This is a genomic window from Streptomyces sp. NPDC047982 (assembly GCF_043204165.1).
GTDB lineage: Bacteria > Actinomycetota > Actinomycetes > Streptomycetales > Streptomycetaceae > Streptomyces.
In genome coordinates this window covers 310,815-333,804 of record NZ_JBIDBS010000001.1, presented here as the reverse complement: position 1 = coordinate 333,804, position 22,990 = coordinate 310,815, and the positions used below count along the sequence as shown (strand labels likewise).

Sequence of the window (22,990 nt, the reverse complement as noted above, 5' to 3'; positions counted from 1 at the left end):
GGGACGGTGGGGGGTCCGCGCGGATTCCATGCGGTTCCTGTGACGCTTCCGGAACGCTTCTTGTGCGGAGGGTCACGGAAAGAGCACGCGGCTTGACGTCTCGTACCCCTGGGGCAGACTTGGCGCGTAATAGGGATCACCGCGTGAGTCGCGCGCCGAGGGGGAAGCAAGACATGAGCCAGGACGGCGCACACGGCGCACACGGCGCGCGGGGCGCGCAGGGCCGCTATGCGGGCGTCTCGGTCGCCGGTGGCCGCTACCAGCTCCGGGACCTGCTCGGCGAGGGCGGAATGGCGTCCGTGTACCTGGCGTACGACACCGCGCTGGACCGGCAGGTCGCGATCAAGACGCTCCACACGGAGCTGGGCCGCGAGCAGTCGTTCCGCGAACGGTTCCGCCGCGAGGCGCAGGCTGTTGCCAAACTGCAGCACACCAACATCGTCTCGGTCTTCGACACCGGCGAGGACGAGCTCGGCGGCGCGCTGATGCCGTACATCGTCATGGAGTACGTGGAGGGGCAGCCGCTCGGCTCCGTGCTCCACGCGGACATCCAGAAGTACGGGGCGATGCCCGCCGGCAAGGCGCTCAAGGTGGCGTCCGACGTGCTGGCCGCGCTGGACACCAGCCACGAGATGGGGCTGGTCCACCGCGACATCAAGCCGGGCAACGTGATGATGACCAAGCGCGGCGTCGTGAAGGTCATGGACTTCGGCATCGCCCGCGCCATGCAGTCGGGCGTCACGTCGATGACCCAGACCGGCATGGTCGTCGGCACCCCGCAGTACCTCTCCCCCGAGCAGGCCCTGGGCCGCGGGGTCGACGCGCGCTCCGACCTGTACTCGGTCGGCATCATGCTGTTCCAGCTGCTGACCGGCCGCCTCCCGTTCGACGCGGACTCGCCGCTCGCCATCGCGTACGCGCACGTCCAGGAGGAGGCGGTCGCGCCCTCCACCATCAACCGCGCGATCACCCCGGCGATGGACGCGCTCGTGGCCCGCGCGCTGAAGAAGAACCCCAACGAGCGCTTCCCGAGCGCGGCGGCGATGCAGGACGAGATCGCGCGCGTGCTGAGCGCGGGCGGGCAGCAGGGCGCCCCGGTGATCGTCGCGGGCGGCGGGCCGGTGAACAGCGGCTCGGGCGTCGGCTCGACGGTCTTCCCGCCGGTCGACCAGGCCGTCCCGGCGCCGCAGAACGTCCAGACGCCGTACCAGCCGGGTCCGTACCAGCAGGGTCCGTACCAGCAGGGCGCCCAGCCGGGCCCGTACGGTCCGGCGGCCCCGGCACCCGCGCCCGGGCCGTCGTACGGCTACCCGCAGTCGCCTCAGGCGTATCAGAACCAGGCGGCGATGTCATCGGTGCCGACGGCACCGCCGATGCAGCAGACCCCGCCGCCGTACGCGGTCGGACCGCAGACGCAGCCCGGCTCGGCCGGAGGCGGGGGCAGGGGCGGCTCGAAGCGGAGCGTCCTGGTTGTCGTCGGCGCGATCGTGGTCGCGCTGATCGCGATAAGCGGGCTGTTCGAGCTCCTCTCGCCGAACGACTCGGACACGGGCCGGGACACCAAGGCCGACGAGACCCCGGCCGCGACGGGCGAGCACAGGCCCCCGGAGCGGAACCGGACGATGAGGACCGAGGACTGCACGGACGCCCTGGAGAGCACCGACGACCCGGCGAAGGTCGACGCGCCGAAGTTCCTCTACAAGGACTTCCTCTCCGCCAAGGCATGCGCGGCCGCGGCCGGCTGGGTCGTCAAGAAGGTCGAGGTGCCGGGGAACACGTACGCCGAGGACCAGATCATCGACCAGTTCCCCTCCGCCGGAACCGCCGTGGACAAGGTGGGCGCCAAGTTCGAGCTGCGCGTCGCGACGGGCGACCCGGCCTGAGCGGGTCCGGCTCCCCGGTGGCCGGGGGCGGCGGCACGCCGGTCCGGCTGCCCGACGGCGGGCGGCTGCCGGGCGCGGCTGCGGGTGAAGTCCGGGCGCGGCTTCCCGCCGAGTGGCTGCGGATGAGGTCCTTGTGACGACGTTCCGTATGCAGCGCTTGTGTGGACAAGCACCGCTCCGCAGGTCCGTCACATCCTTGACTGCGCGGCGTCTGCGTCCAGGACGTCGCGGCGTCTACGTCCGAGACATCCGCGACATCGAGTGCGAGGCATCCGAGATGCCGGACATATCACCGCGTGTGACTCTGACCTCATGGCTCAAGGACTTCTGCCTTCCCGATCCACGAGGTGCGTGGCCTGCCTCATACTCTCGGCGGGCGCGGCACTGGGGGCCACGTCCGGTGAGGTGCACGCGGGCCGACGCCCGACCGGCGACATACCGGGTACGGCCGACGCCCCGGTGACGACGGCGACGGTCGCGATGTCCGCGCCCCTCACCCGCCCGTCACCCGCCCCCGGCGCCGAACCGTCGGCGAGGGACCTCACCTCTTCGGCCGAACCGTCCGCCCTCCCTGCAGATGCGCCCCCCGGCCACAGCCCGTCCGCCCCGGCCCCCCCGGGGTCCGGACCGCCCCCGTCGCGCCCGGCCCCGCCCATGTCCCTCTCCGCCCTCTCCTCCCCCTCCGCGCCCCTTCCGTCCGCGTCCCCGGACCCCGTCGCCCCCGCTCCCGCGGGCGCCACGACGTCCCCGGACGCCGGCGCGTCCCCGGCCCGCCCGGCTGCCTCGGATTCCCCCGGCCCCACACCTTCCGCCCCCTCCGTCGACGCCTCATCGACGGATCCGGAAGCGCAGCCCACACTCGCCGGGCGCGAGGCCGCAGAGGGGCGGCGCCGGCCCGGCCGAGCGCTCTCACCGCAGGGGTTCTCGCAGGAAACCGCACCGGACCCCGCAGAGGATTCCACGCAGGCGGACGAATCGCTCGACGGACTCACCGAGCCCGACGCGCGCCCCGCGGCCATCGATCCGGCGCCGGCGATGTCCGACGGGAAGCAGGTGCCGAGCACGTCCCACGGAGCCGGCCGGAGCACCTCGCAGGCCCTCGACGGTCCCTCCGCACGACAGGTCCGGCGGGTCTCGATGGGAGCGGGAATCGCGCTGATAGGGCTGGGCCTGGGCTTCCTGGCCCTCCGCTTCCGACACCCGAACTGACCTCTTCCGCCCTATGAAACCGGTCACCTCCACGCGTGGAACGGCCATCGCAGCCTCTGCTCACCCCAAGCCCCGGCCACTGTTCCACCCCAGGTCCACCCCTGCTCCGCTCTCCGCCCCATCCCGCCCCGCGCCTCCTCCACCCGCCTCTCACCAGGGGACTTGCTCACCACAGACGACTTGCACCCATGAACATACTCGGTATACATACTCAGTATGTCGATCCGTCACGGGCTCTTGGCCCTGTTGGAGCGGGGCCCCAGATACGGTTCCCAGCTCCGTTCCGAATTCGAGTCGCGCACCGGCTCCACCTGGCCGCTCAACGTCGGCCAGGTGTACACGACGCTGAGCCGGCTGGAACGCGACGGCCTGGTCGTCCAGGACGACGAGGACGACCAGGGGCACGCCCTCTACGCGATCACCGACGAAGGCCGTACCGAGCTGCGGAACTGGTTCGAGACGCCCGTCGACCGCAGCAGTCCGCCGCGTGACGAGCTGGCCATCAAGCTCGCCATGGCGGTCGGTGCGCCGGGCGTGGACATCCGGGCCGTCATCCAGTCCCAGCGCCACCACACCGTCAAGGCGATGCAGGACTACACCCGTCTCAAGGCGCAGGCGCTCGCCGACGTCCCGGCCAACCGCGACGAGGTCGCCTGGCTGCTCGTGCTGGAACAGCTGATCTTCCAGGCGGAGGCCGAGGCGCGTTGGCTGGACCACTGCGAGTCGCGGCTGGTCCGTCTCTCCGAGGCCGCCGCCACCGAACCGGAGCCCCAGCCGCGCGCCCCGGGCCGCGGCCCGGGGCGCGCCCTGGCCCGTACACCCGCCCGCGTCGGCCGCTCGCGCGAGCGGGCCTGAGCGCACCACCGGCCGGGCCGCACAGCTGCCCGGCCGCGCCGCCCCGGCCACCCGGCACCCCCGGGATCGCCGAGGCCCGCTGGGACCGACCGGGGACACCCGGGACCAACCGGGGAACACCCGGAGCCGACCGGGACCGACCGGAGACACCCGGGGAACCCCCGGACCGACCGGGGAACACTGGGCCGCAAAGTCCACGAGAACGCCGCTGAAAGCCATCCCGGCGCAGCCCGCGGAGGCCACTGACCGCCATCCCGGCGCGCAGCCCGCCACCGGGCGGCCCCGCGCACACACCCACACACCCTCACCGGCGAACGGACCGCCTCGGCGTCCGGCGCCGCACCACAGAACCGTCACAGGGGGAACCACCACCATGTCCTCACACACCCCGTCCCGCTCCGGATACACGGCCGCCGTCCCACCGGGCTCCCCGGCACCGGGCGGCGCACCCGTGCTCGAACTGCGGGCCCTCACCCGCACCCACGGCAGCGGCGTCGCCGAGGTGCACGCCCTGCGCGGCATCGACCTGTCCGTGTACGCGGGTGAACTCGTCGCGGTGATGGGCCCGTCGGGTTCCGGCAAGTCCACCCTGCTGACCATCGCCGGCGGGCTCGACACCGCGACCAGCGGCCAGGTGATCATCGAGGGACAGGACATATCCGGTCTCGGCCGCAAGGGGATCGCCGCCCTGCGCCGCCGCAGCGTCGGCTACGTCTTCCAGGACTACAACCTGATCCCGGCACTCACCGCTGCCGAGAACATCGCCCTGCCACGCGAACTCGACGGGGTCTCCGTGCGCAAGGCCCGCAAGGAAGCACGCGCGGCGCTGGAGGAGATGAACCTCCTCCAGGTCGCCGACCGGTTCCCCGACGAGATGTCCGGCGGTCAGCAGCAGCGTGTGGCGATCGCCCGCGCCCTGGTGGGCGACCGGCGCCTCGTACTCGCCGACGAACCGACCGGGGCACTGGACTCCGAGACCGGCGAGAGCGTGCTGGCCCTGCTGCGCAGCCGCTGCGACCGGGGGGCCGCGGCCGTGATGGTGACGCACGAACCACGGTTCGCGGCCTGGGCGGACCGGGTCGTCTTCCTGCGGGACGGCTCAGTCGTCGACCAGTCGCTCACCGTCGGGGCCGACGCGCTGCTGACCGGCGAGGGCGCCAAGTGAGCGTGTTCACGGGCTGGCGCGCCGCCCTCCGCATAGCCGGCCGCGACGCGATGCGTGCCAAGGGCCGCAGCGCGCTGGTGGTCGCGATGATCGCGGTGCCGGTGCTGGGCGTCACGGCCCTCGACGTGACGTACCGCAGCATGACGCAGACCACCGCCGAGAAACTGACCAGCCAGATGGGGTCGGCGGACGCCCTCTTCGTCGACCAGCAGATGGGCCCGCTGGCGCAGATGCCCGACGGGGAGATGTACCAGCCGGCCGACTCGGACACCCCGGCGTCCGCCGAGCCCCCTGCCCCGGTCGATGTCACGACCACGTTCCCCAAGGGCTCGCGCGCGCTCAGCATCCAGTCCGTACCGGCGAGCGTCACCACCGAGTACGGCATCGCCAACACGGACATCTACGAGTTCCGCACCTCGGACGGGATGGCGCGGGGCAAGACCGACCTCGTGCGCGGCTCCTACCCGCACGGCGCGGGGGAGATGGCCGCCACCGAGCTGTTCCTCGAGGAGACCGGCCTGAGCGTCGGCTCGACGACCACCGTGCGCAACTACGGCGCGAAGTTCACGATCACCGGGGTGATCGAGCAGCCGGGCGACCTGAACAGCAAGGCCCTGTTCGCCGACCCGGGAACGGTCATCGCCCCGTGGAAGGCAAAGGCCGACCACGACAAGAAGGTGCTGCCGCCGAACACCACCCCCAAGGAATGGCTGGTCACGGGCCCCGACGGGGTGGGAGTGACCTGGCCTGACGTCATGAAGGCCAACAAGTCGGGCGTCCTCGTCACCTCCCGCCAGGTCGTCCTCGACCCGCCGCCGGACTCCGAGGTCCCGCTGCTCAAGAAAATGGAGCGTCCCAACTTGGGCAGCTCCGTCGAATGGAGTGCCTCCCTCCTCACCGTGGTCTCCATGACGGTCCTGGAGATCGTGCTGCTCGCCGGGCCCGCCTTCGCGGTCGGCGCGCGCCGCTCCCGCCGCCAGCTCGGCCTGCTGGGCACCTGCGGCGGGGACCGGAGGCACGTCCGGGCCGTGGTGCTCGGCGGCGGTCTGGTACTCGGCGGTGTCGGCGCCGTGACCGGTGTGGTGCTCGGCATCGGGCTCACCGTGGCGTTCCGGCCCATGCTCGAGAACTGGGCCGGACACCGCTTCGGCTCCCTCGTCATGCGGCCGACGGAGCTGCTCCTCATCGCCGCGATCGGCCTGGTCACCGGCCTCCTGGCGGCGTTCGCCCCGGCCATCGTTGCGAGTCGGCAGTCCGTTCTGGAGTCGCTCACCGGCCGCCGCGGCGTGCGGCGCTCCTCCCGGGTGCTGCCCGTCGTGGGTGCCTGCGTGCTGGCGCTCGGCTGCGCCGCCGCCGTGTACGGCGCCACCAGCGGGGACGCGTCCTTGGTCGCCGTCGGCTCGGTCATCGCCGAACTGGGAATGCTCGGCTGCATCCCGGTGATGGTCGGCCTCCTCGGGCGGCTCGGCCGCAAGCTGCCGCTCTCGCCCCGCATGGCGCTGCGCGACGCGGCCCGCAACCGAGGCCGCACCGCCCCGGCGGTCGCCGCGGTAATGGCGGCCGTGGCCGGATCGGTGGCGATCGCCACCTACATGTCCAGCAAGATCGCCGAGTACGAGTACGAGTACACCCCCTCGCTCGCCCAGGGGACCATCGCCGTCATGTCGAACGGTGACGGATCGGCCGAACGGCTGCCGCTGGCCCGCGCCGCCGTCGAGCGGAACATGCCCGTCAGCGGCGGGCACGCCGACTTCAAGCGGGTCTGGGCCGGCAGCGACTGCAACGTCTACTACGAGGAGGAGAACGGCTGCGGCACCCTGCGACTGGTCAAGCCCACCGGCAAGGGCCACTCCTGCCCGCTCAAGGGCAAGGGCGCCCAGGAACTCGCCGCACGGCTCTCCGCGGACGAGCACAAGAAGCTGATGAACACCCCGGCCTGCCTGGGCGAGCACATGCTCGTGCACGCATTCCCCACCGACGAGAACCAGATTGTCGTGGCCGACGCGAACATGCTCAGCACGTACGTGAAGCTCGACGACCCCGCGGCCGCCGATGCCCTGGCCGCGGGCACACCGGTGCTGCTCAACCCGGCGTACGCCAAGGGCGGTGAGATCACCCTCACCTCGGTCCACACGTACAACGACCGCGACAAGGAGAACCGGAAGCTGCACCCGGGCAAGGCACGGACCACCACGGACCGGCTGAAGGTGTACGTGGCTCCGGCGAAGTACGCGGCGACCCCCGGCGTCCGTCTGATCCTCCCGCAGAAGACCGCGGACCAGCTCGGTCTGCACACCGAACCGGTCGGCAGCGTGTACGCCGTCTCGCAGCCGCCGACGAGCGCCGAGCACCAGCGGGTCGACGCGGCGCTCGAACAGGCCGGTGGCGGCCTCTGGGTCCTGGCCGATTCCGGCCCCGACCAGCAAGAGGACACGATCATGTTGTTGATCCTGACGCTGTTCGCCGGAGTAGTGACGCTGGGCGCGGCCGCGATCACGACCGGCCTCGCGAAGGCGGACGCGGAGGCGGACCTGACCACGCTGAGCGCGGTCGGCGCGCCCCCGGGCGTGCGGCGGACACTGACCGGCTTCCAGTGCCTGGTGGTGGCACTCACGGGTGTGGTCCTGGGCACGATCACGGGCCTGGTGCCCGCGGTGGCGCTGCGCCTCGTCGACCTGCGCGAGGCACTGGCGGCGATGCGGAGCGAGCCGATGGAGTCGGCGTACACGCCGATCGTGCTGCCCTGGGGCACGCTCGCCGTGCTGGTCGTGGGCGTTCCGCTGCTCGCCGGGGCGCTCGCGGCGGCGATCACCCGGTCGCGTCAGACTCTGGCCCGGCGGGCCGGCTGACGACAGGGCCGGGAGGCGCGGTCAGGGCCGGCGAACCGGTCGGGCCCGAGCGGCACGCCCCGGCCCTAGCGGTCGGTCCGGTGCCCTCGCAGACGGTGGATCAACCGTTTGCGGGGGCACCACCGTGTGGCACGGCGGGTGTGGGAGACAATGACGCCATGGAGATGCCGAGGAATGAACGGTCGCAGGAGCACCCCCAAGTCCTCGTGGTGGGGCAGGACGGCATGGCGATCGGCGGCGGTGGTACTGACGACGAGTCGCGTGAGGTCCCGGTGACGGAGATGGTCGAACAGCCCGCGAAGGTCATGCGCATCGGCAGCATGATCAAGCAGCTCCTGGAAGAGGTCAGGGCGGCTCCTCTCGACGAGGCGAGCCGGGTCAGGCTCAAGGAGATCCACGCCGGTTCCGTGAAGGAGCTGGAGGACGGTCTCGCACCGGAACTGGTGGAGGAGCTGGAGCGGCTCTCCCTGCCGTTCACCGAGGACTCGGTGCCGTCCGAGGCGGAACTCCGGATCGCGCAGGCCCAGTTGGTGGGCTGGCTGGAGGGCCTGTTCCACGGCATCCAGACCGCGTTGTTCGCCCAGCAGATGGCGGCGCGGGCCCAGCTGGAGCAGATGCGCCGCGCACTTCCGTCGGGTGGCGGGCACGAGGAGCAGGACGGCGTCGAACAGAGCGGAGCCATCCGGACCGGGCCGTATCTCTAGCCCGTGAGCCCGTGAGCCTCTGGCCCGTATGCCCGCAAGCCCGTAACCGTGGTCGGTGCTCCGTGGCCGGAGGCCCGTAGGCCGATCGTCCGGTCCGCGCCGCTCGCTCACACGACGCACGCACGCACCACAACGATCACACGAAGCACAAGGCCCGACGCACAAGGTCGACGACCGGCGCGCCGGGCCTCTTCGTGTACGCACACGCGTGCACGCGTCCGACGCGAGCGGGGACGCGTCAGACCCGGCGCTCTGCGCACACGTGCCGCGCAGAGCGCCGTCAGACCGCAGAGCGCCGTCAGACCGCAGAGCACCGTCAGACCCGCAGAGCCCGGTCGCCGGTCAGGCGTTCCGGGCCGCCGTCAGCCATGCGCGGCACGGATGCCGTGAACCATGCGGGGCGGGAAGCCGTGAGCCAGGCGGGTGGCCGTGAACCATGCGGGGCGGGGGGACGTCAGGCCGCCGGGTTCCGCAGCAGCACCTTCCCGATGTGGGCGCTGGACTCCAGCACCCGGTGGGCCTCGGCGGCGTCCGGCATCGGCAGCGAGCGGTCCACGACCGGCCGGACGATCCCACCGGCGATCAACGGCCAGACGTGCTCGCGTACGGCGGCGACGATCGCCGCCTTCTCGGCGAGCGGACGGCCTCGCAGCGAGGTCGCGGTGATGGCAGCTCGCTTGCGCAGCAGGGCGTTCAGGTTCAGGTCGCCCTTCACGCCGCCCTGGAGACCGATGATGGTCAGTCGGCCGTTGACGGCGAGCGCCTTCACGTTCCGGTCCAGGTACTTCGCGCCGACGATGTCGAGGATGACGTCCGCGCCCGCCCCGTCCGTCGCCCGGCGCAGTTCCTGGACGAAGTCCTGCTCCCGGTAGTCGATCAGGATGTCGGCCCCGAGCTCCGCGCAGCGCGCCAGCTTCTCCGGCCCGCCCGCGGTCACCGCGACCCGCGCGCCCACCGCCTTGGCGAGCTGGATCGCCATCGTTCCGATGCCGCTGGACCCGCCGTGCACCAACAAGGTCTCGCCGGGGCGCAGATGGGCCACCATGAACACGTTCGACCAGACCGTGGCCGTCACCTCGGGCAGCGCGGCGGCCGTCACCAGGTCGACTCCGTCCGGCACCGGCAGCAGTTGTCCGGCGGGCACGGCGACCTTCTCCGCGTAACCGCCGCCCGCGAGCAGCGCGCACACCTCGTCGCCGACCGACCAGCCGCTGACGCCGGGCCCGACCGCCGAGACACGGCCCGCGCACTCCAGGCCCGGGTACGGTGACGCCCCGGGTGGCGGGTTGTAGAACCCCTGCCGCTGCAGCACGTCCGCGCGATTGACCGCGCTGGACACGACATCGACGAGGACCTCGCCCTCGCCGACCACCGGATCGGGCACCTCGGCCCATACGAGCGCCTCGGGGCCACCGGGTTCGGGGATCGTGATCGCATACATGGCCGCGAGGCTACTCCGTGCCCCGGGCCGGGCGGTCTTGACGCGAGCCGATCAACCCCGTCACGCGCCCGGACGACCTGCTCACGTGGACAGGGGCACCATCTCACGGCCCGGACAACACCCCCTCACGGGACTCCGGACAGACCGCCTCGCGGGAGGGCAAAATACGGTGCGTGCGTGCGCCGACTACGGGCGCGGGCCGCCGGGCGTCGGGTTGCCGAGCGACTGTTCGTTGGCGGCGCGCACGATGGTGATCAGGCGGTCCGTCAACTGCAAGGGGCTCGCCGCCGGGTCGTCGTACGCAAGCAGCCGGTGCCCGCGCAGCACGCTGACCACGAGATCGTCCGTCTCCCGGACAGTCTTGCCCACCTCGGCCTTTATCACCGGCCGTTCGACGAGGTCCAGACCGCTGCCCTGCTGGATGAGGTCCTCCATCACCGTGCCCGCACTGGGGCTGAGGACGGAGAGCCCGAGCAGTCGTCCGGCCGCACTGGCGCTGGTGATCACGGCATCGGCACCGGACTGCCGCAACAACGGGGCATTCTCCTCCTCGCGCACCGCTGCGACGATTTTCGCTCCCCGGTTGAGCTGCCGTGCAGTCAACGTCACCAGCACCGCCGTGTCGTCGCGCTGCGTGGCGACGACGATCTGACGTGCCTTCTGGAGCTCCGCCCGCAGCAGCACTTCGCTGCGCGTCGCGTCGCCGACCACCCCCACGAATCCCTCTGCATTGGCGATCTCTATCACCTTGCTCGCCGGGTCGACGACGACGATCTGGTCGTTCCTCAGGCCGGAGGCACGCAGGGTCTGGATGGCCGAACGGCCCTTCGTGCCGAAACCGACGACGATGGTGTGGTCACGCAAGTTGGTTCTCCAACGCTTCAGCCGGAAGTCCTCCCGGGTCCGTTCGGTGAGGACCTCAAGGGTGGTGCCGACCAGGATGATCAGAAAGAGCACCCGCAGCGGCGTCACGAGCAACACATTGGCGAGCCGGGCGCTGTCGCTGTACGGAGTGATGTCGCCGTATCCGGTGGTGGAGAGGCTGACCGTCGTGTAATACACCGCATCCAGCAGGTCCACCTTGTCATCGGCGCCGTCGTGGTATCCGTCACGGTCCACATAGACGATCACCACAGTGATGGCCAGCACCAGCAGCGCCATCAACAACCGTTTGGCCACCTGCCGGGCCGGACGATCGACGACCCTGCGCGGTAGCTGCACCCTCGTGGGGACGACATGCTCGTCAGCGCGCCTGGCCATCGCATCGTGGCCGGGAAGTTTCACGTGAAACACCCTTCCGTCCACGGCGTCGCCGACGCCCACGGTAGTTCGAGGATCTCCACCTCGGTGCCGGACCGTACCCCGCCCGGCGGCACAACGGCCAGCCCGTCCGCCGCAGCGACCCCCCGAAGCATCGCCGGACCGTCGTAACGCAGTGGTGCAACGAACTCGGCAACGCCTCCGGTTCCCGCACCACCGACCGGGCGGTCGACTCCCCGGCTACGGGTTCCCCGGCCGCCGGTCTCGTGCCGGGGAGCCGACACACGGTGCACGACGGGCACCAGCCGGGTGTCGTGCGGGTGCCCGGGCATCTCGTCGCGCACGACAGCCCAGTACGGCTCGTACGGAACATGGCCGGCCAGACCATGGAGCAGCGGCTCGGCGAGCGTGAGGAGACCGGACACGGCGGCCAGCGGATTGCCGGGCAGACCGACGACGTACGGTCCGGTATCCAGCCGCTCCGGCCCCTTGAGCCCTTCTGCCCCGGATCCGGTTCCCCCGGATCCGGTTCCCCCGGATCCGGCTGCCTTGGGTTTGGCTGCCTTGGGTCCGGCTGCCTTGAGCCGGGCCAGCAGCATCGGGTGACCCGGACGGACGGCGACCCCGTCGACCAGCAGCTCGGCCCCGAGCTCGGAGAGCACCGGATGGAGGTGGTCGACAGGGCCCGCGGCCGTGCCGCCTGTGGTGACGATCAGATCGGCGCCGGAGGAGATGAGAGCGCGCCGAAGGGCCGCCGCGTCGTCGCCGAGACGCTGAGGGGCGGAGACGACGGCTCCCAGCGCTCGCAGCCAGGGACCGATCATCGGTCCGAGCGCGTCCCGGATCAGTCCGCCGTGTGGCAGACCACTGGTCAGCAGTTCGTCGCCGAGGACGAGGACATCGACGCGGGGACGCGGAACGGTGGCCAGTCCGTCGTATCCCGCGGCGGCCGCCAGTCCGAGGACGGCGGGGGTCACCACGGCCCCTGCGGGCAGGAGCAGATCGCCGGAGCGGCACTCCTGACCGCGGGGCCTGATGTCCTGTCCGGGGTGCACCCGGTACGGAGCGTGAAGCAGTCCCTTGGCCTCGTCGACACGGCCGTGTTCGCTGCGGATCACGGCGTTGGCGTCCCGCGGGATACGCGCTCCGGTGGCGATACGTACGGCGTCCCCGTCAGGGAGCCTGGCGGGAGCACGGTGACCGGCGAGGATCCCCCGATCCCGCCCCGGGCGGGATTTCGCGCCCGGGGCTGGACCCGGACCCGAGGCCGGACTTGCAGCCGTCCCCGCTTCCCCGGCTCCTTCGAGGTCTTCCCCGCACTCCGCCGCCTCGCGGACGGTCCACGGCCCCGGCCCGCTGACGACCCAGCCGTCCATGGCGGAGGTGTCGAAGGGCGGCAGATCGGTGAGTGCCACGAGCGGTTCGGCGAGTACGTGCCCGAGTGCCTGGTCGAGGGGAAGGCTCCGGACACGCACGGGAGCGCTGCGGCCCGACCGGGCGGCGAGGGCGCGCGCCTCCCGCCAAGAGGTGCTCCGCCCGCGCCGATTCCCCCCATGGGGCTGGTCGGCACGCTGGTCCGGGTCCGAGATCCGGTCGGCACGCTGATCCGTGGCTGAGGCCGAGGTCGAGGACCGGACCGCGTCCACGTGCTCCGACGCGGGGCCGGGCCGACCGGCCGCACGCCCTTGCCCGGCGGAGACGGTCCGACAAGCGTCGGGGCTCTGGTCCAGCGAGGAGCGCCGACCGGCCGAGCCGGGCTCACCCGACGACTGACTCCTGACCAGGGCGAGGGCCTGCTCGACGGCCAGGTCCTCCTCGGCGGCCCGCACATCCTCCGCACTCGTACCCGACTCTGAAGTCACGCCCGGACCCGCACTCGTACCCGACCCTGAAGTCACGCCCGGACCTGCACCCGTACCCAGCCCTGAAGTCACACCCGGACCCGCACTCGTACCCAGCCCTGAAGTCACACCCGGACCCGCACTCGTACCTGACTCTGAAGTCACCCCCGGACCTGCACCCGTACCCGACCCTGAAGTCACACCCGGACCTGCACCCGTACCCAGCCCTGAAGTCACACCCGGACCTGCACCCGTACCCAGCCCTGAAGTCACCCCCGGACCTGCACCCGTACCCAGCCCTGAAGTCATACCCGGACCCGCACCCGTACCTGACTCCCTGCTCGGAGCCGGGCGCGCCTCAGGCCCCGTTCCCGGCCTCGGGCCAAGCCCCGGCCCCAGTCCCGGAGTCGGCTCCGTTCCTCTTCCTGGACTCGCTCCCGTTCCCAGGCTCGGGCCCGGCCGCGGGCCTCGGCCCGGGAGCGGGTCGGGCCCGTCGTCCGGGGCCTTCATCGGCTCTCGTTCTCGTCCGCCCACCGCTGAGCCAGCTCGGCAGCCCTGCGAGCCGCCTCGGCCACCGCTGCCGGTCCGTCGCCGTCACCGCTCGCCTTAGCCGCCGCGTATCCGACCAGGAAGGTCGTCAACGGCGCTGCGGGCCGGGCGACGCCGTGGGCGGCATCACGGGCAAGATCGAGCAGGACATCGGTGTCCACATCGAGTTCGATGCCCAGTTCGTTCTTGACTGCTTTGATCCATTCGTCCAGCACGGTCCCATGCTCCCTGATGCGGGCTCGGGCCTGCGCAATGTCCTCCCAGGTGTCGCAGTCGAAGGACGCGAGAGGGCCGGCCGACACCCGCGCAAGATCCAGTTCATCGGTCAGCAGCCGCAGCGGCAGTCCGGACAGACCGCCGTGCTCGACGGCGATCAGGGCGAGTTCACGACGCAGCGGCTCGGCCCGGTAAACAGCCACGAGAGGCTGGTCCCGCCCTTCCTCATCCGTGCACAGGGCCCCCTCCCGCTCCCCGTCGCCGACGGCGTCCCACAGCGCCGCGACGGTGCTCTGCGCAACGAACGGCAGGTCGGCGGAGAGCACGAGCACCCGTTCCGCTCCGGTGCACCGGACTCCGGCGTCCAGCGCGGCCAACGGCCCGCCGCCCTGAGGGACCTCACGTGTCCAGGTCACCGCACGTGCCGTGGGCCGGCGCCCGCCCACCACCACGGTGGTCGAGGCACCCGCACAGGCCGCGAGCACCCGGTCGAGCAGCGTGCGGCCACCGACCCGGATCCCGGGCTTGTCCGCTCCGTCGAGTCGTGCGGCGGCCCCTCCGGCAAGGACGATGGCGTCATACGGGGTCATGCATCCGAGTATGCGGGCCACGGCGTGCCAGCGGTCCTCCCGGTCCTCCCGGTCGTCCCGGCCCCACTCCTCCTCACTCCTCCCCACGCCCGGAGCTCCCCTCCTCCCCACCCCTCACCCCAGCCCCGCACCGAGCCGCGTGTCCATGCGCACACGCTGACGCGGACACGGATGAAGCGGGGCAAGGCGGGGCGGGGAGGGCCGGGCAGGCGGGGAGAGGAGGGAAGGGGCGAGGCGTACGGAGAAGGACGGAATCCCGGGGCCGTGCCCCGACCGTCCGGCTACACCGTGCGCAGCAGAACCGCCGGTTGCTCCACGCAGTCGGCCACGTAACGCAGGAAACCGCCCGCCGTACCGCCGTCGCAGACCCGGTGGTCGAAGGTCAGCGAGAGCTGGACGACCTGGCGTACGGCGAGTTCGCCCCGGTGCACCCACGGCTTGGGCACGATCCGGCCGACGCCGAGCATCGCCGCCTCCGGGTGGTTGATGATCGGAGTCGAGCCGTCGACGCCGAACACTCCGTAGTTGTTCAGCGTGAACGTGCCCCCGGTCAGCTCCGCCGGGGTGAGCCTCCCTGCCCGCGCTGCCTCGGTCAGCCGACCTATCTCAGCCCCGATCGACTCCACGTTCCGGGCCTGCGCGTCCCGTATGACGGGGACGACCAGCCCACGATCGGTCTGTGCCGCGAACCCGAGGTGGACCTCCGGCAGCCGCACTATTTCCCGCGCGTCCGGATCCACCGTGGAATTGAGTTCGGGGAACCGAGCCAGCGCGGCGGTACAGATGCGCGCCAACAGAGCCAGCACCGACACCTTGGGCCCCGCCGCGGAGCCGCCCGCGCTGTTCATCGCGGCCCTGGCCGCCATCAGCTCGGTGGCATCCGCGTCGACCCAGCACGTGGCGTCGGGAATCTCCCGGCGGCTGCGCGCCAGCTTGTCGGCGACCGCGCCCCGTACGCCCCGCAGCGGGATCCGCTCCGCAGCCGGAACCGCCCCTCGGCCCCCCGAGGAGGGCCGCACCGACGGCGCCGATACCCCAGCCGGCTCCGCCGACTGCGCGGCGGCGCCAGTGGCAGCGGCAGCACCTGATTCCGGGGCCTCCGCCGAAGCTCTGATCGCGGACTCGACATCGGACCGGAGAATCAGCCCATCAGGCCCGGACCCCACCAGCCGACGCAGATCGAGTCCGTGCTGTCGCGCCAGCTTCCTCACCAGCGGCGAGACAACGGCCACCGGCCCCTGCGCCACATAGGGAACGGCGGCGGAGGACGCCACCGGAGCGGCCCCGGCCGACGCGGCTGTCTCCCGCGCGACGCCCGGCACTGCCCCCGCTGCCGGACGCACACGGCGACGGCGAGCCACGGGCGCGCCAGTCCCGTATCCGACGAGTACGTTGCCGGACGACTCCGCCTCACCAGGTCCGGACCCGGACCCGGCCTCAGCCCCAGCCCCAGCCCTGGCACCCGCACCCGCACCCGCACCCGCACCCGCACCCGACAGCCCACCAGATCCCGCAGACCCCGCACCCCCCACGGATCCCTCAGCCTTCACTGCCCTTCCGGACCCGGCGGACGCCTCGGTCCCCGCTTCTTCCCCGGATCCCACCGCCACGGTCAACAGGGGTGCCCCGACCGGCAGTTCCGCACCCTCCTCACCGAAACGAGCCGTCACCACGCCCCCATACGGGCACGGCACCTCCACCATCGCCTTGGCCGTCTCGACCTCGACGACCGGCTGGTCGATGGCGACGACATCGCCGACCTCCACCAGCCAGCGCACGATCTCCGCCTCCGTGAGCCCCTCGCCGAGGTCCGGCAACCTGAATTCGAGTACCTGGGCCATCAGCTCTCCGCCTCCCACTGCAGGCGGGCGACCGCGTCGAGCACCCGGTCCACGCCCGGCAGATGGTGCCGCTCCTGCATCGGTGGCGGGTACGGGATGTCGAACCCGGCCACCCGCAGCACCGGCGCCTCCAGGTGGTGGAAACACCGCTCGGTGACCCGGGCCGCTATCTCACCGCCCGGACCGCCGAACCCGGAGGACTCGTGGACGACGACCGCGCGTCCCGTACGCCGTACGGAGGCGCTGACCGTCTCGTCGTCGAACGGCACCAGCGAACGCAGGTCGACGACTTCGAGGTCCCAGCCCTCCTCGACCGCCGCTTCCGCGGCCTCCATGCAGACCGGCAGCGAAGGGCCGTACGTGATGAGCGTCGCGCTGCGCCCCTGCCGGCGCACGACGGCCCGCCCGATCGGCTCGACGGCCGCGGGCGCGTCGGGCGACCAGTCCGCCTTCGACCAGTAGAGCCGCTTCGGCTCCATGAAGACGACCGGATCGTCGGACGCGATCGACGCTCTCAGCAGCCCGTACGCGTCCTCGACCGTGGCGGGGGTGACGACATGGAGGCCGGGCGTCGCCATGTAGTACGCCTCCGAGGAATCACTGTGATGCTCGACCCCGCCGATCCCGCCGCCGTAGGGCACCCGGACCGTGATCGGCAGCGGCATGGCACCGCCCGTCCGGTTCCGCATCTTGGCGACATGGCTGATGAGTTGCTCGAACGCCGGATAGGCGAACGCGTCGAACTGCATCTCCACCACGGGCCGCAGCCCGTACATCGCCATGCCGACGGCCGTGCCGAGAATGCCCGCCTCGGCCAGCGGCGTGTCCGTGCAACGGTCCTCGCCGAACTCCTTCGCCAGGCCGTCGGTGATCCGGAAGACCCCGCCGAGCGTGCCGACGTCCTCACCGAGGACGTGCACCGCGGGATCCTCGGCCATCGAGTCGCGCAGCGCCCGCCCGAGAGCCTGCGCCATCGTGGCGGGTCTGGCCTTCGCGGTCCGCTCGCCGGCCGGCGCCGCTGCGGTGGTCATCGGCCCTCCTCCGCTCCGTCACGGGTGTCCTGGCCGTGCCGCTCGTGGTGCTGGTCCTGCTCGGTTTCCCGCTCGGCGCGCAACAGGGCCTCCTGCTCACGCAGTTGGGTGGTCCGCTCCGCGTAGACGTGGGCGAAGAGATCCATGGGGTCCAGCACCGGATCGGCGTTCATCCGCTCGCGCAGCGACGCCGCCATCCGCTCGGCGGACGCGCGCGCTTCTTCCCTCCCGGCGTCGTCGAGCAGACCCCGCCCGGTCAACTCCCTTTCCAGGAGCTGGATCGGATCGTGCGCGCGCCACGCCTCCACCTCGCTGTCGGTGCGGTAGCGCGTGGCGTCGTCGGCGTTCGTGTGGGCGTCCATGCGATACGTCACCGCCTCGATCAGCGTGGGACCGCCACCGCTCCGCGCCTGTGCGACCGCCTCGCCGAGGACCTGGTGCACGGCCACCGCGTCATTGCCGTCCACCAGCCGGCCCGGCATCCCGTACCCCACGGCCTTGTGCGCCAGGGACGGGGCCGCGGTCTGCTTCGCCAGCGGCACGGAGATCGCGAAGCCGTTGTTCTGCACGAGGAAGACGACCGGGGCCCGCCAGACGGCCGCGAAATTGAGCGCCTCGTGAAAATCCCCCTCGCTGGTGCCGCCGTCGCCGACCATGGCCAGCGCCACGACGTCGTCGCCCCGAAGGCGGGCCGCGTGCGCCAGGCCCACGGCATGCGGCAACTGGGTGGCGAGCGGGGTGCAGAGCGGTGCGATGCGGTGCTGACGCGGGTCGTAACCGGTATGCCGGTCACCACGCAGCAGCGTCAGCGCCTCGACCGGGTCCAGACCACGCGCCACGGCCGCCAGCGTGTCGCGGTAGCTGGGAAAGAGCCAGTCCCGGTCCTCCAGCACCAGCGCGGCCGCTATCTCGCACGCCTCCTGCCCGGTGCTCGACGGGTAGACGGCGAGCCGCCCCTGCTTGGTCAGGGCGGTGGCCTGCGCGTTGTACCTGCGGCCACGGACCAGCTCCGCGTAGAGCCGGAGCAGCAGCCCGGGATCGGCATGGCCCACGGCGTCCGTACCGAGCACGCGGTACGGCTCGGGGTCCGGGAGCAGCGGCGCGGGATCGGTGAGCGGCTTCCAGGCCGGGGGCGGCGTGGGACGGTAAGCGGCCGCGCCGGGCAGCTCTTGGACCGTCATGACAAGCACCTCCTGGCATCGAGGGGTTTCGAGCGGCGTCTGTCGGCGTCGGGGATCGTCCGATGCCGAGGGGTGTCGAAATACATCGAAATGTCGAGCGCTGTCCGAGGCGCGGCTGCGGCGTGCCTCACCTACCGATTGTTCGGTCGCGAACGCATTTTGGCTACAGGCACCTTCAGCCTGTGGACAAACGGTTATCCACAGCCTGGGATAGGGGCAGGTCGTCCAGGACGAGGAGGCGCGGGCACATGGCAGCTGAACAAATGGCCGACGGGACCGAGGGACCCGACCGGATTCCGCCGGCACGCCCGCTCGACGCCATCGACCGCGACATCCTGCGGCTGCTCCAGACGGACGGCCGCGCCTCGATACGGTCGGTGGCCGATCGCGTCCACGTGTCCCGCGCCAACGCGTACGCGCGGATCAACCGGCTCATGGACGACGGCGTGATCCGCGGATTCAGCGCCCGTGTCGACCACGAGCGGGCGGGCGAGGGCGCCTCCGCCTACATCACGCTCAAGATCGTCCAGAATTCCTGGCGCACCGTGCGCGAGCAGCTCCAGGCCCTGCCGGGCGCGACCCACATCGCGCTCGTCAGTGGCGACTTCGATGTCCTGCTGCTGGTGCACACCCCGGACAACCGGTCGCTGCGCGAGCTGGTCCTGACGAAGATCCAGTCCATTCCGGAGGTGCTCTCCACCCGCACGCTGCTCGTGTTCGAGGAGACGGACCTGGCCCCTGGCCCGGAGCGGCCCACCGAGCTCACCTGACCGACGCCGGGCCGCGGCAGTCATGGCCTCGGAGCCCGCAGCGGCGGACCGCAACAGGCAGTGCCAACGGCAGACGGAGCGGCAACAGACCGTGCCAACGGCCGACGGGCCGGTGCCTGGGCCAGCGCCCGGGCCAGTGCCGGTCTCAGCGGCTGGTGGACCGCATCCCCTCGAAGGCCACTCGGACGAGTGTGTCCGCCAGCCGCTCGCCGTCGGCGCCGCCGTCCGGCTGCGGCCGGTACCACTCCACGAGGGAGTTGACCATTCCGAACAGCAGCCGCGTCACCAGTCGTATGTCCACATCCGAACGGAGATCTCCCTCCGCGACGGCCGCCCCGAGCAGATCCGTCACCCGCTGGTCGAACTCGCGCCGCCGCTCCAGCGCCCAGCGCTCCGTCCTCGTGTTGCCCCGCACGCGCAGCAGGAGAGTGACGTAGGGAAGTTCGGCTATCAGCACATCGACGGTACGACGCGTGACGTATTCGACGCGCTCGACCGCCCGCCCCTGCGTCGCGCCGGATTCGTCGAGAATCCCGAAGAGCCCCTCCAGCGCCCGGCTCACCGCACGGTGGAGCAGGTCTTCCTTGCCCGTGACGTGGTGGTAGATGGAGGACTTGGAGATGCCCGCCGCCTTGGAGAGGTGCTCCATCGACGTGCCGTCGTAGCCGCGCTCGTTGAAGACCCGGACGGCGACGGTGAGCAGGGTCTCCGGGGTGTACGTGTCCCGCTTGGCCGTGGTCATGTCCGTGATCCTCCCCTACAAGTTGTCCACAGGTTTGGCGGGCCCCCTTGTCCCGACCGATCGTTCGGTTACTCTAACTCTGTCCACCTGTCCCTGCCCAGCTCGACGAGGAGTTGGTCCGTCATGGCCGCCGAGCTCACCCCGCATCTGCTTTCCGAGAAGCACCGCCCCACGCTCGACCAGGCCCTCGACGCGATCCGTAGCCGCGCGTACTGGTCCCCGCACCCCGAGCATCCGAAGGCGTACGGCGAGGGCGGCGCCCCCGGCAGCCTGGGCGCCGCCGAGGGCAAGGCGGCATTCGACGCAGTGCTGCACTCCCGCCTCGACCTCGGCCAGCCGGGCACCGACGGCTGGACGGGCGGAGAGGTCTCTCCGTACGGACCGGAGCTGGGCGTCGAGTATCCGCACGCCGACCTGGACGTGCTGCTCCCGGCGATGCGTATGGGCATGGCCGCCTGGCGGGCTGCGGGCCCCGAGACCAGGGCGCTGGTGTGCCTGGAGATCCTTTCGCGGATCAGCGCCAGGACCCACGAGTTCGCCCACGCGGTGATGCACACCAGCGGCCAGGCGTTCATGATGGCGCTCCAGGCGGGCGGGCCGCACGCCCAGGACCGCGGGCTGGAAGCCGTGGCGTACGCGTACGCGGAGCAGGTCCGTACCCCTGGCAACGCCGACTGGACCAAGCCGCAGGGCAAGCGCGATCCGCTCCGGCTGCACAAGTCGTTCACCGCCGCTCCGCGCGGCATCTCGCTGCTGGTCGGGTGCAACACGTTCCCCACGTGGAACGGCTACCCGGGCCTGTTCGCCTCGCTGGCCACAGGCAACCCCGTCCTGGTCAAGCCGCATCCGCGTGCGGTGCTCCCGCTCGCGCTCACGGTCCGGCTGGCCCGCGAGGTGCTCGTCGAGGCGGGCTTCGACGCCAACCTGGTCGCCCTGGCCGCCGAGCGACCCGGCGAAGGCATCGCGAAGACCCTCGCCGTACGCCCCGAGATCAAGATCATCGACTACACCGGGTCCACCGCCTTCGGCGACTGGCTGGAGACAAACGCCCGCCAGGCACAGGTCTACACGGAAAAGGCCGGGGTCAACACGATCGTCCTCGACTCCACCGACGACTACCGGGGCATGCTCTCCAACCTGGCCTTCTCCCTCTCGCTGTACAGCGGACAGATGTGCACCACCCCGCAGAACCTGCTGATCCCCCGCGACGGCATCTCGACCGACGCCGGAGACAAGACGTACGACGAAGTCGTCGCCGACATCGCGACCGCGGTCGACGGTCTGCTGGGAGACGACGCCCGGGCGAGCGCCCTGCTCGGCGCCCTCGTCAACCCCGATGTGAAGGCCCGGCTGGAAGCAGCCGCGGGGCTGGGCGAAGTCGCCCTGCCCTCCCGTGCGGTGGTCAACCCGGAATTCCCCGACGCCGTGGTCCGCACGCCCGTCATCGTCAAACTGGACGGCAACAAGCCGGACGACGCGGAGCACTACATGTCGGAGTGCTTCGGACCGGTCTCCTTCGCCGTCGCCGTCGACTCGACGGCCGACGCCGTAGAGCTTCTCCGCCGGACGGTCCGCGACAAGGGCGCGATGACCGTCGGCGCCCACACCACCTCACCGGAGGTGGAGCGCGCGATCGAGGACGTCTGCCTGGACGAGTCGGCCCAGTTGTCGCTGAACCTCACGGGTGGCGTGTACGTCAACCAGACCGCGGCGTTCTCCGACTTCCACGGCTCGGGCGGTAACCCGGCAGCGAACGCGGCCCTGTGTGACAGCGCCTTCGTGGCAAACCGCTTCCGTATGGTGGAGGTCCGCCGCCAGGCGTGACACCGCCCGGCCCCCGGCCCCTGGCGCTCCGTGTCCCCGAGTCTCCCCGGCCACAACCGCCGCGAGCTACTCCCGACTGAACCGGACTGCTCGGTCCTTTCCGAACCGCCGGGGCCCTCTTCGCATCGCTCCGAAGCGAAGAGGGCCCGGGGCCAGGGGCCGAGGCTGGGCCCGAGACCCGAGGCCCAGGTCCGATGCCGGGGCGGGGCCGATGCCGGGGAACTCGCCACGGGACCGCTGTTCGCCGACACCACATCCCTGTCCGCGCCGGATGCTCTCCACCCGCGTCAGAGCTCCTTCCCCGGCTCCTTCCCCGGCTCCTGTCCCGCCTCCGGAATCTCCGCGTACCGCTGCACCCACGCATGCATGGCAATCGCGGCGGCGGCACCTGCATTGATCGACCGCGTCGACCCGAACTGCGCGATGGAGCAGACCATGGCCGCGTGCTCGCGGGCCTCCTCGGTCAGCCCGGGCCCTTCCTGTCCGAAGAGCAGCACGCACCGACGCGGCAACTCGGTGCGTTCGAGCGGGACCGCGCCCGGAAGGTTGTCGATGCCGATGATCGGCAGCCTCTCAGCGGCCGCCCACTCCGTCAGCGACTCCGTGTCGGGGTGGTGCCGCACATGCTGGTAGCGGTCGGTGACCATCGCACCGCGCCGGTTCCAGCGCCGTCGCCCGACGATGTGGATCTCCTTGGCGAGGAAGGCGTTCGCGGTCCGCACCACAGAGCCGATGTTGAAGTCGTGGCCCCAGTTCTCGACCGCCACATGGAAGTCGTGCCGCCGCAGGTCCAGGTCGGCGACGATCGCCTCCCGCGTCCAGTAGCGATAGGCGTCGCCGACGTTGCGCCGGTCCCCGTGGGCGAGCAGCTCGGGGTCGTACTGCTCGCCCACGGGCCAGGGCAGGGCGTGCGGCCCGACCCCGACCTGCGTCCCGTACCCGTCGTCGTACTGCACCGGCTCCGCCGCCGGTTCGGGCCCATCGGGCGTTCCGGCTCCCGGCGGCTCCTCGGTCGGCGTTTTCCCGCCGATGCTGCCGG

The 22,990-nt window shown here is 71.5% G+C and carries 17 protein-coding genes; 8 read left to right on the top strand and 9 right to left on the bottom strand.

Annotated features, from left to right (window positions below; translation table 11 throughout):
- Nucleotides 1-173: 173 nt before the first annotated feature.
- The 6 genes from ACGF2V_RS01465 to ACGF2V_RS01440 all read left to right on the top strand — a co-directional run bounded on the left by ACGF2V_RS01465 (nucleotide 174) and on the right by ACGF2V_RS01440 (nucleotide 8,665).
- Nucleotides 174-1,883 (top strand): protein kinase, encoded by a 1,710-nt coding sequence (locus tag ACGF2V_RS01465; protein ID WP_362619540.1) that lies wholly within the window; start codon nucleotides 174-176, stop codon nucleotides 1,881-1,883.
- Nucleotides 1,884-2,537: 654 nt separating this feature from the next.
- Nucleotides 2,538-3,092 carry a hypothetical protein gene (locus tag ACGF2V_RS01460; RefSeq protein WP_362619537.1) on the top strand — a complete coding sequence of 185 codons (555 nt, stop codon included), beginning with the start codon at nucleotides 2,538-2,540 and terminating at the stop codon, nucleotides 3,090-3,092.
- A gap of 216 nt (nucleotides 3,093-3,308) precedes the next feature.
- Nucleotides 3,309-3,947 (top strand): PadR family transcriptional regulator, encoded by a 639-nt coding sequence (locus tag ACGF2V_RS01455; RefSeq protein WP_389043551.1) that lies wholly within the window; start codon nucleotides 3,309-3,311, stop codon nucleotides 3,945-3,947.
- 373 nt (nucleotides 3,948-4,320) lie between these two features.
- Nucleotides 4,321-5,112, top strand: coding sequence for an ABC transporter ATP-binding protein (locus ACGF2V_RS01450; protein WP_362619530.1), 792 nt, complete (start codon nucleotides 4,321-4,323; stop codon nucleotides 5,110-5,112).
- The gene (locus ACGF2V_RS01445) at nucleotides 5,109-7,961 is read left to right on the top strand and encodes an FtsX-like permease family protein (protein ID WP_362619528.1); all 2,853 of its coding nucleotides are present in this window, start codon (nucleotides 5,109-5,111) and stop codon (nucleotides 7,959-7,961) included. Before ACGF2V_RS01450 ends, ACGF2V_RS01445 begins: the two co-directional genes overlap by 4 nt.
- Nucleotides 7,962-8,119: 158 nt before the next feature.
- On the top strand, nucleotides 8,120-8,665 hold the full coding sequence (locus ACGF2V_RS01440; protein ID WP_362619525.1) for a bacterial proteasome activator family protein: 546 nt from the start codon (nucleotides 8,120-8,122) through the stop codon (nucleotides 8,663-8,665).
- Between the two features lie 454 nt (nucleotides 8,666-9,119).
- On the opposite strand, the gene ACGF2V_RS01435 is transcribed toward ACGF2V_RS01440, so the two are convergent.
- The 7 genes from ACGF2V_RS01435 to pdhA all read right to left on the bottom strand — a co-directional run bounded on the left by ACGF2V_RS01435 (nucleotide 9,120) and on the right by pdhA (nucleotide 18,615).
- Nucleotides 9,120-10,106, bottom strand: a complete 987-nt coding sequence (locus ACGF2V_RS01435; protein ID WP_362709876.1) for an NAD(P)H-quinone oxidoreductase — start codon at nucleotides 10,104-10,106, stop codon at nucleotides 9,120-9,122.
- A gap of 186 nt (nucleotides 10,107-10,292) precedes the next feature.
- Nucleotides 10,293-11,429 (bottom strand): potassium channel family protein, encoded by a 1,137-nt coding sequence (locus tag ACGF2V_RS01430; RefSeq protein WP_362619519.1) that lies wholly within the window; start codon nucleotides 11,427-11,429, stop codon nucleotides 10,293-10,295.
- The gene (locus tag ACGF2V_RS01425; protein WP_362619516.1) at nucleotides 11,387-13,228 is read right to left on the bottom strand and encodes a molybdopterin molybdotransferase MoeA; all 1,842 of its coding nucleotides are present in this window, start codon (nucleotides 13,226-13,228) and stop codon (nucleotides 11,387-11,389) included. Before ACGF2V_RS01425 ends, ACGF2V_RS01430 begins: the two co-directional genes overlap by 43 nt.
- A 485-nt stretch (nucleotides 13,229-13,713) precedes the next feature.
- The gene (locus tag ACGF2V_RS01420) at nucleotides 13,714-14,562 is read right to left on the bottom strand and encodes a DUF6457 domain-containing protein (RefSeq protein ID WP_362709928.1); all 849 of its coding nucleotides are present in this window, start codon (nucleotides 14,560-14,562) and stop codon (nucleotides 13,714-13,716) included.
- Between the two features lie 281 nt (nucleotides 14,563-14,843).
- Nucleotides 14,844-16,403, bottom strand: a complete 1,560-nt coding sequence (locus ACGF2V_RS01415; RefSeq protein ID WP_362709878.1) for a dihydrolipoamide acetyltransferase family protein — start codon at nucleotides 16,401-16,403, stop codon at nucleotides 14,844-14,846.
- Nucleotides 16,403-17,434, bottom strand: coding sequence for an alpha-ketoacid dehydrogenase subunit beta (locus ACGF2V_RS01410; protein WP_362619507.1), 1,032 nt, complete (start codon nucleotides 17,432-17,434; stop codon nucleotides 16,403-16,405). Before ACGF2V_RS01410 ends, ACGF2V_RS01415 begins: the two co-directional genes overlap by 1 nt.
- Nucleotides 17,431-18,615, bottom strand: coding sequence for a pyruvate dehydrogenase (acetyl-transferring) E1 component subunit alpha (gene pdhA, locus ACGF2V_RS01405; RefSeq protein ID WP_362619505.1), 1,185 nt, complete (start codon nucleotides 18,613-18,615; stop codon nucleotides 17,431-17,433). Before pdhA ends, ACGF2V_RS01410 begins: the two co-directional genes overlap by 4 nt.
- A gap of 263 nt (nucleotides 18,616-18,878) precedes the next feature.
- On the opposite strand from pdhA, the gene ACGF2V_RS01400 reads away from it, so the two are divergent.
- Nucleotides 18,879-19,385 carry an Lrp/AsnC family transcriptional regulator gene (locus ACGF2V_RS01400; protein WP_389043702.1) on the top strand — a complete coding sequence of 169 codons (507 nt, stop codon included), beginning with the start codon at nucleotides 18,879-18,881 and terminating at the stop codon, nucleotides 19,383-19,385.
- Nucleotides 19,386-19,530: 145 nt separating this feature from the next.
- Here ACGF2V_RS01400 and ACGF2V_RS01395 read toward each other — a convergent pair whose 3' ends face one another.
- Nucleotides 19,531-20,127 (bottom strand): TetR/AcrR family transcriptional regulator, encoded by a 597-nt coding sequence (locus ACGF2V_RS01395; protein WP_362619499.1) that lies wholly within the window; start codon nucleotides 20,125-20,127, stop codon nucleotides 19,531-19,533.
- A gap of 123 nt (nucleotides 20,128-20,250) precedes the next feature.
- On the opposite strand from ACGF2V_RS01395, the gene paaN reads away from it, so the two are divergent.
- Nucleotides 20,251-21,951, top strand: coding sequence for a phenylacetic acid degradation protein PaaN (gene paaN, locus ACGF2V_RS01390; RefSeq protein ID WP_362619497.1), 1,701 nt, complete (start codon nucleotides 20,251-20,253; stop codon nucleotides 21,949-21,951).
- Between the two features lie 287 nt (nucleotides 21,952-22,238).
- Here the strand turns inward: paaN and ACGF2V_RS01385 are convergent, their stop codons facing one another.
- Nucleotides 22,239-22,982 carry a TrmH family RNA methyltransferase gene (locus tag ACGF2V_RS01385; protein ID WP_362709930.1) on the bottom strand — a complete coding sequence of 248 codons (744 nt, stop codon included), beginning with the start codon at nucleotides 22,980-22,982 and terminating at the stop codon, nucleotides 22,239-22,241.
- Nucleotides 22,983-22,990: the final 8 nt, after the last annotated feature.

What these genes read in the sequence shown, in the direction of transcription:
- paaN (WP_362619497.1), top strand. Translation starts at nt 20,251, where the DNA reads ATGGCCGCCGAGCTCACCCCGCATCTGCTTTCCGAGAAGCACCGCCCC.
- ACGF2V_RS01465 (WP_362619540.1), top strand. Translation starts at nt 174, where the DNA reads ATGAGCCAGGACGGCGCACACGGCGCACACGGCGCGCGGGGCGCGCAG.
- ACGF2V_RS01455 (WP_389043551.1), top strand. Translation starts at nt 3,309, where the DNA reads ATGTCGATCCGTCACGGGCTCTTGGCCCTGTTGGAGCGGGGCCCCAGA.
- ACGF2V_RS01400 (WP_389043702.1), top strand. Translation starts at nt 18,879, where the DNA reads ATGGCCGACGGGACCGAGGGACCCGACCGGATTCCGCCGGCACGCCCG.
- ACGF2V_RS01440 (WP_362619525.1), top strand. Translation starts at nt 8,120, where the DNA reads ATGGAGATGCCGAGGAATGAACGGTCGCAGGAGCACCCCCAAGTCCTC.
- ACGF2V_RS01450 (WP_362619530.1), top strand. Translation starts at nt 4,321, where the DNA reads ATGTCCTCACACACCCCGTCCCGCTCCGGATACACGGCCGCCGTCCCA.
- pdhA (WP_362619505.1), bottom strand. Translation starts at nt 18,615, where the DNA reads ATGACGGTCCAAGAGCTGCCCGGCGCGGCCGCTTACCGTCCCACGCCG.
- ACGF2V_RS01410 (WP_362619507.1), bottom strand. Translation starts at nt 17,434, where the DNA reads ATGACCACCGCAGCGGCGCCGGCCGGCGAGCGGACCGCGAAGGCCAGA.
- ACGF2V_RS01460 (WP_362619537.1), top strand. Translation starts at nt 2,538, where the DNA reads ATGTCCCTCTCCGCCCTCTCCTCCCCCTCCGCGCCCCTTCCGTCCGCG.
- ACGF2V_RS01420 (WP_362709928.1), bottom strand. Translation starts at nt 14,562, where the DNA reads ATGACCCCGTATGACGCCATCGTCCTTGCCGGAGGGGCCGCCGCACGA.
- ACGF2V_RS01395 (WP_362619499.1), bottom strand. Translation starts at nt 20,127, where the DNA reads ATGACCACGGCCAAGCGGGACACGTACACCCCGGAGACCCTGCTCACC.
- ACGF2V_RS01415 (WP_362709878.1), bottom strand. Translation starts at nt 16,403, where the DNA reads ATGGCCCAGGTACTCGAATTCAGGTTGCCGGACCTCGGCGAGGGGCTC.
- ACGF2V_RS01435 (WP_362709876.1), bottom strand. Translation starts at nt 10,106, where the DNA reads ATGTATGCGATCACGATCCCCGAACCCGGTGGCCCCGAGGCGCTCGTA.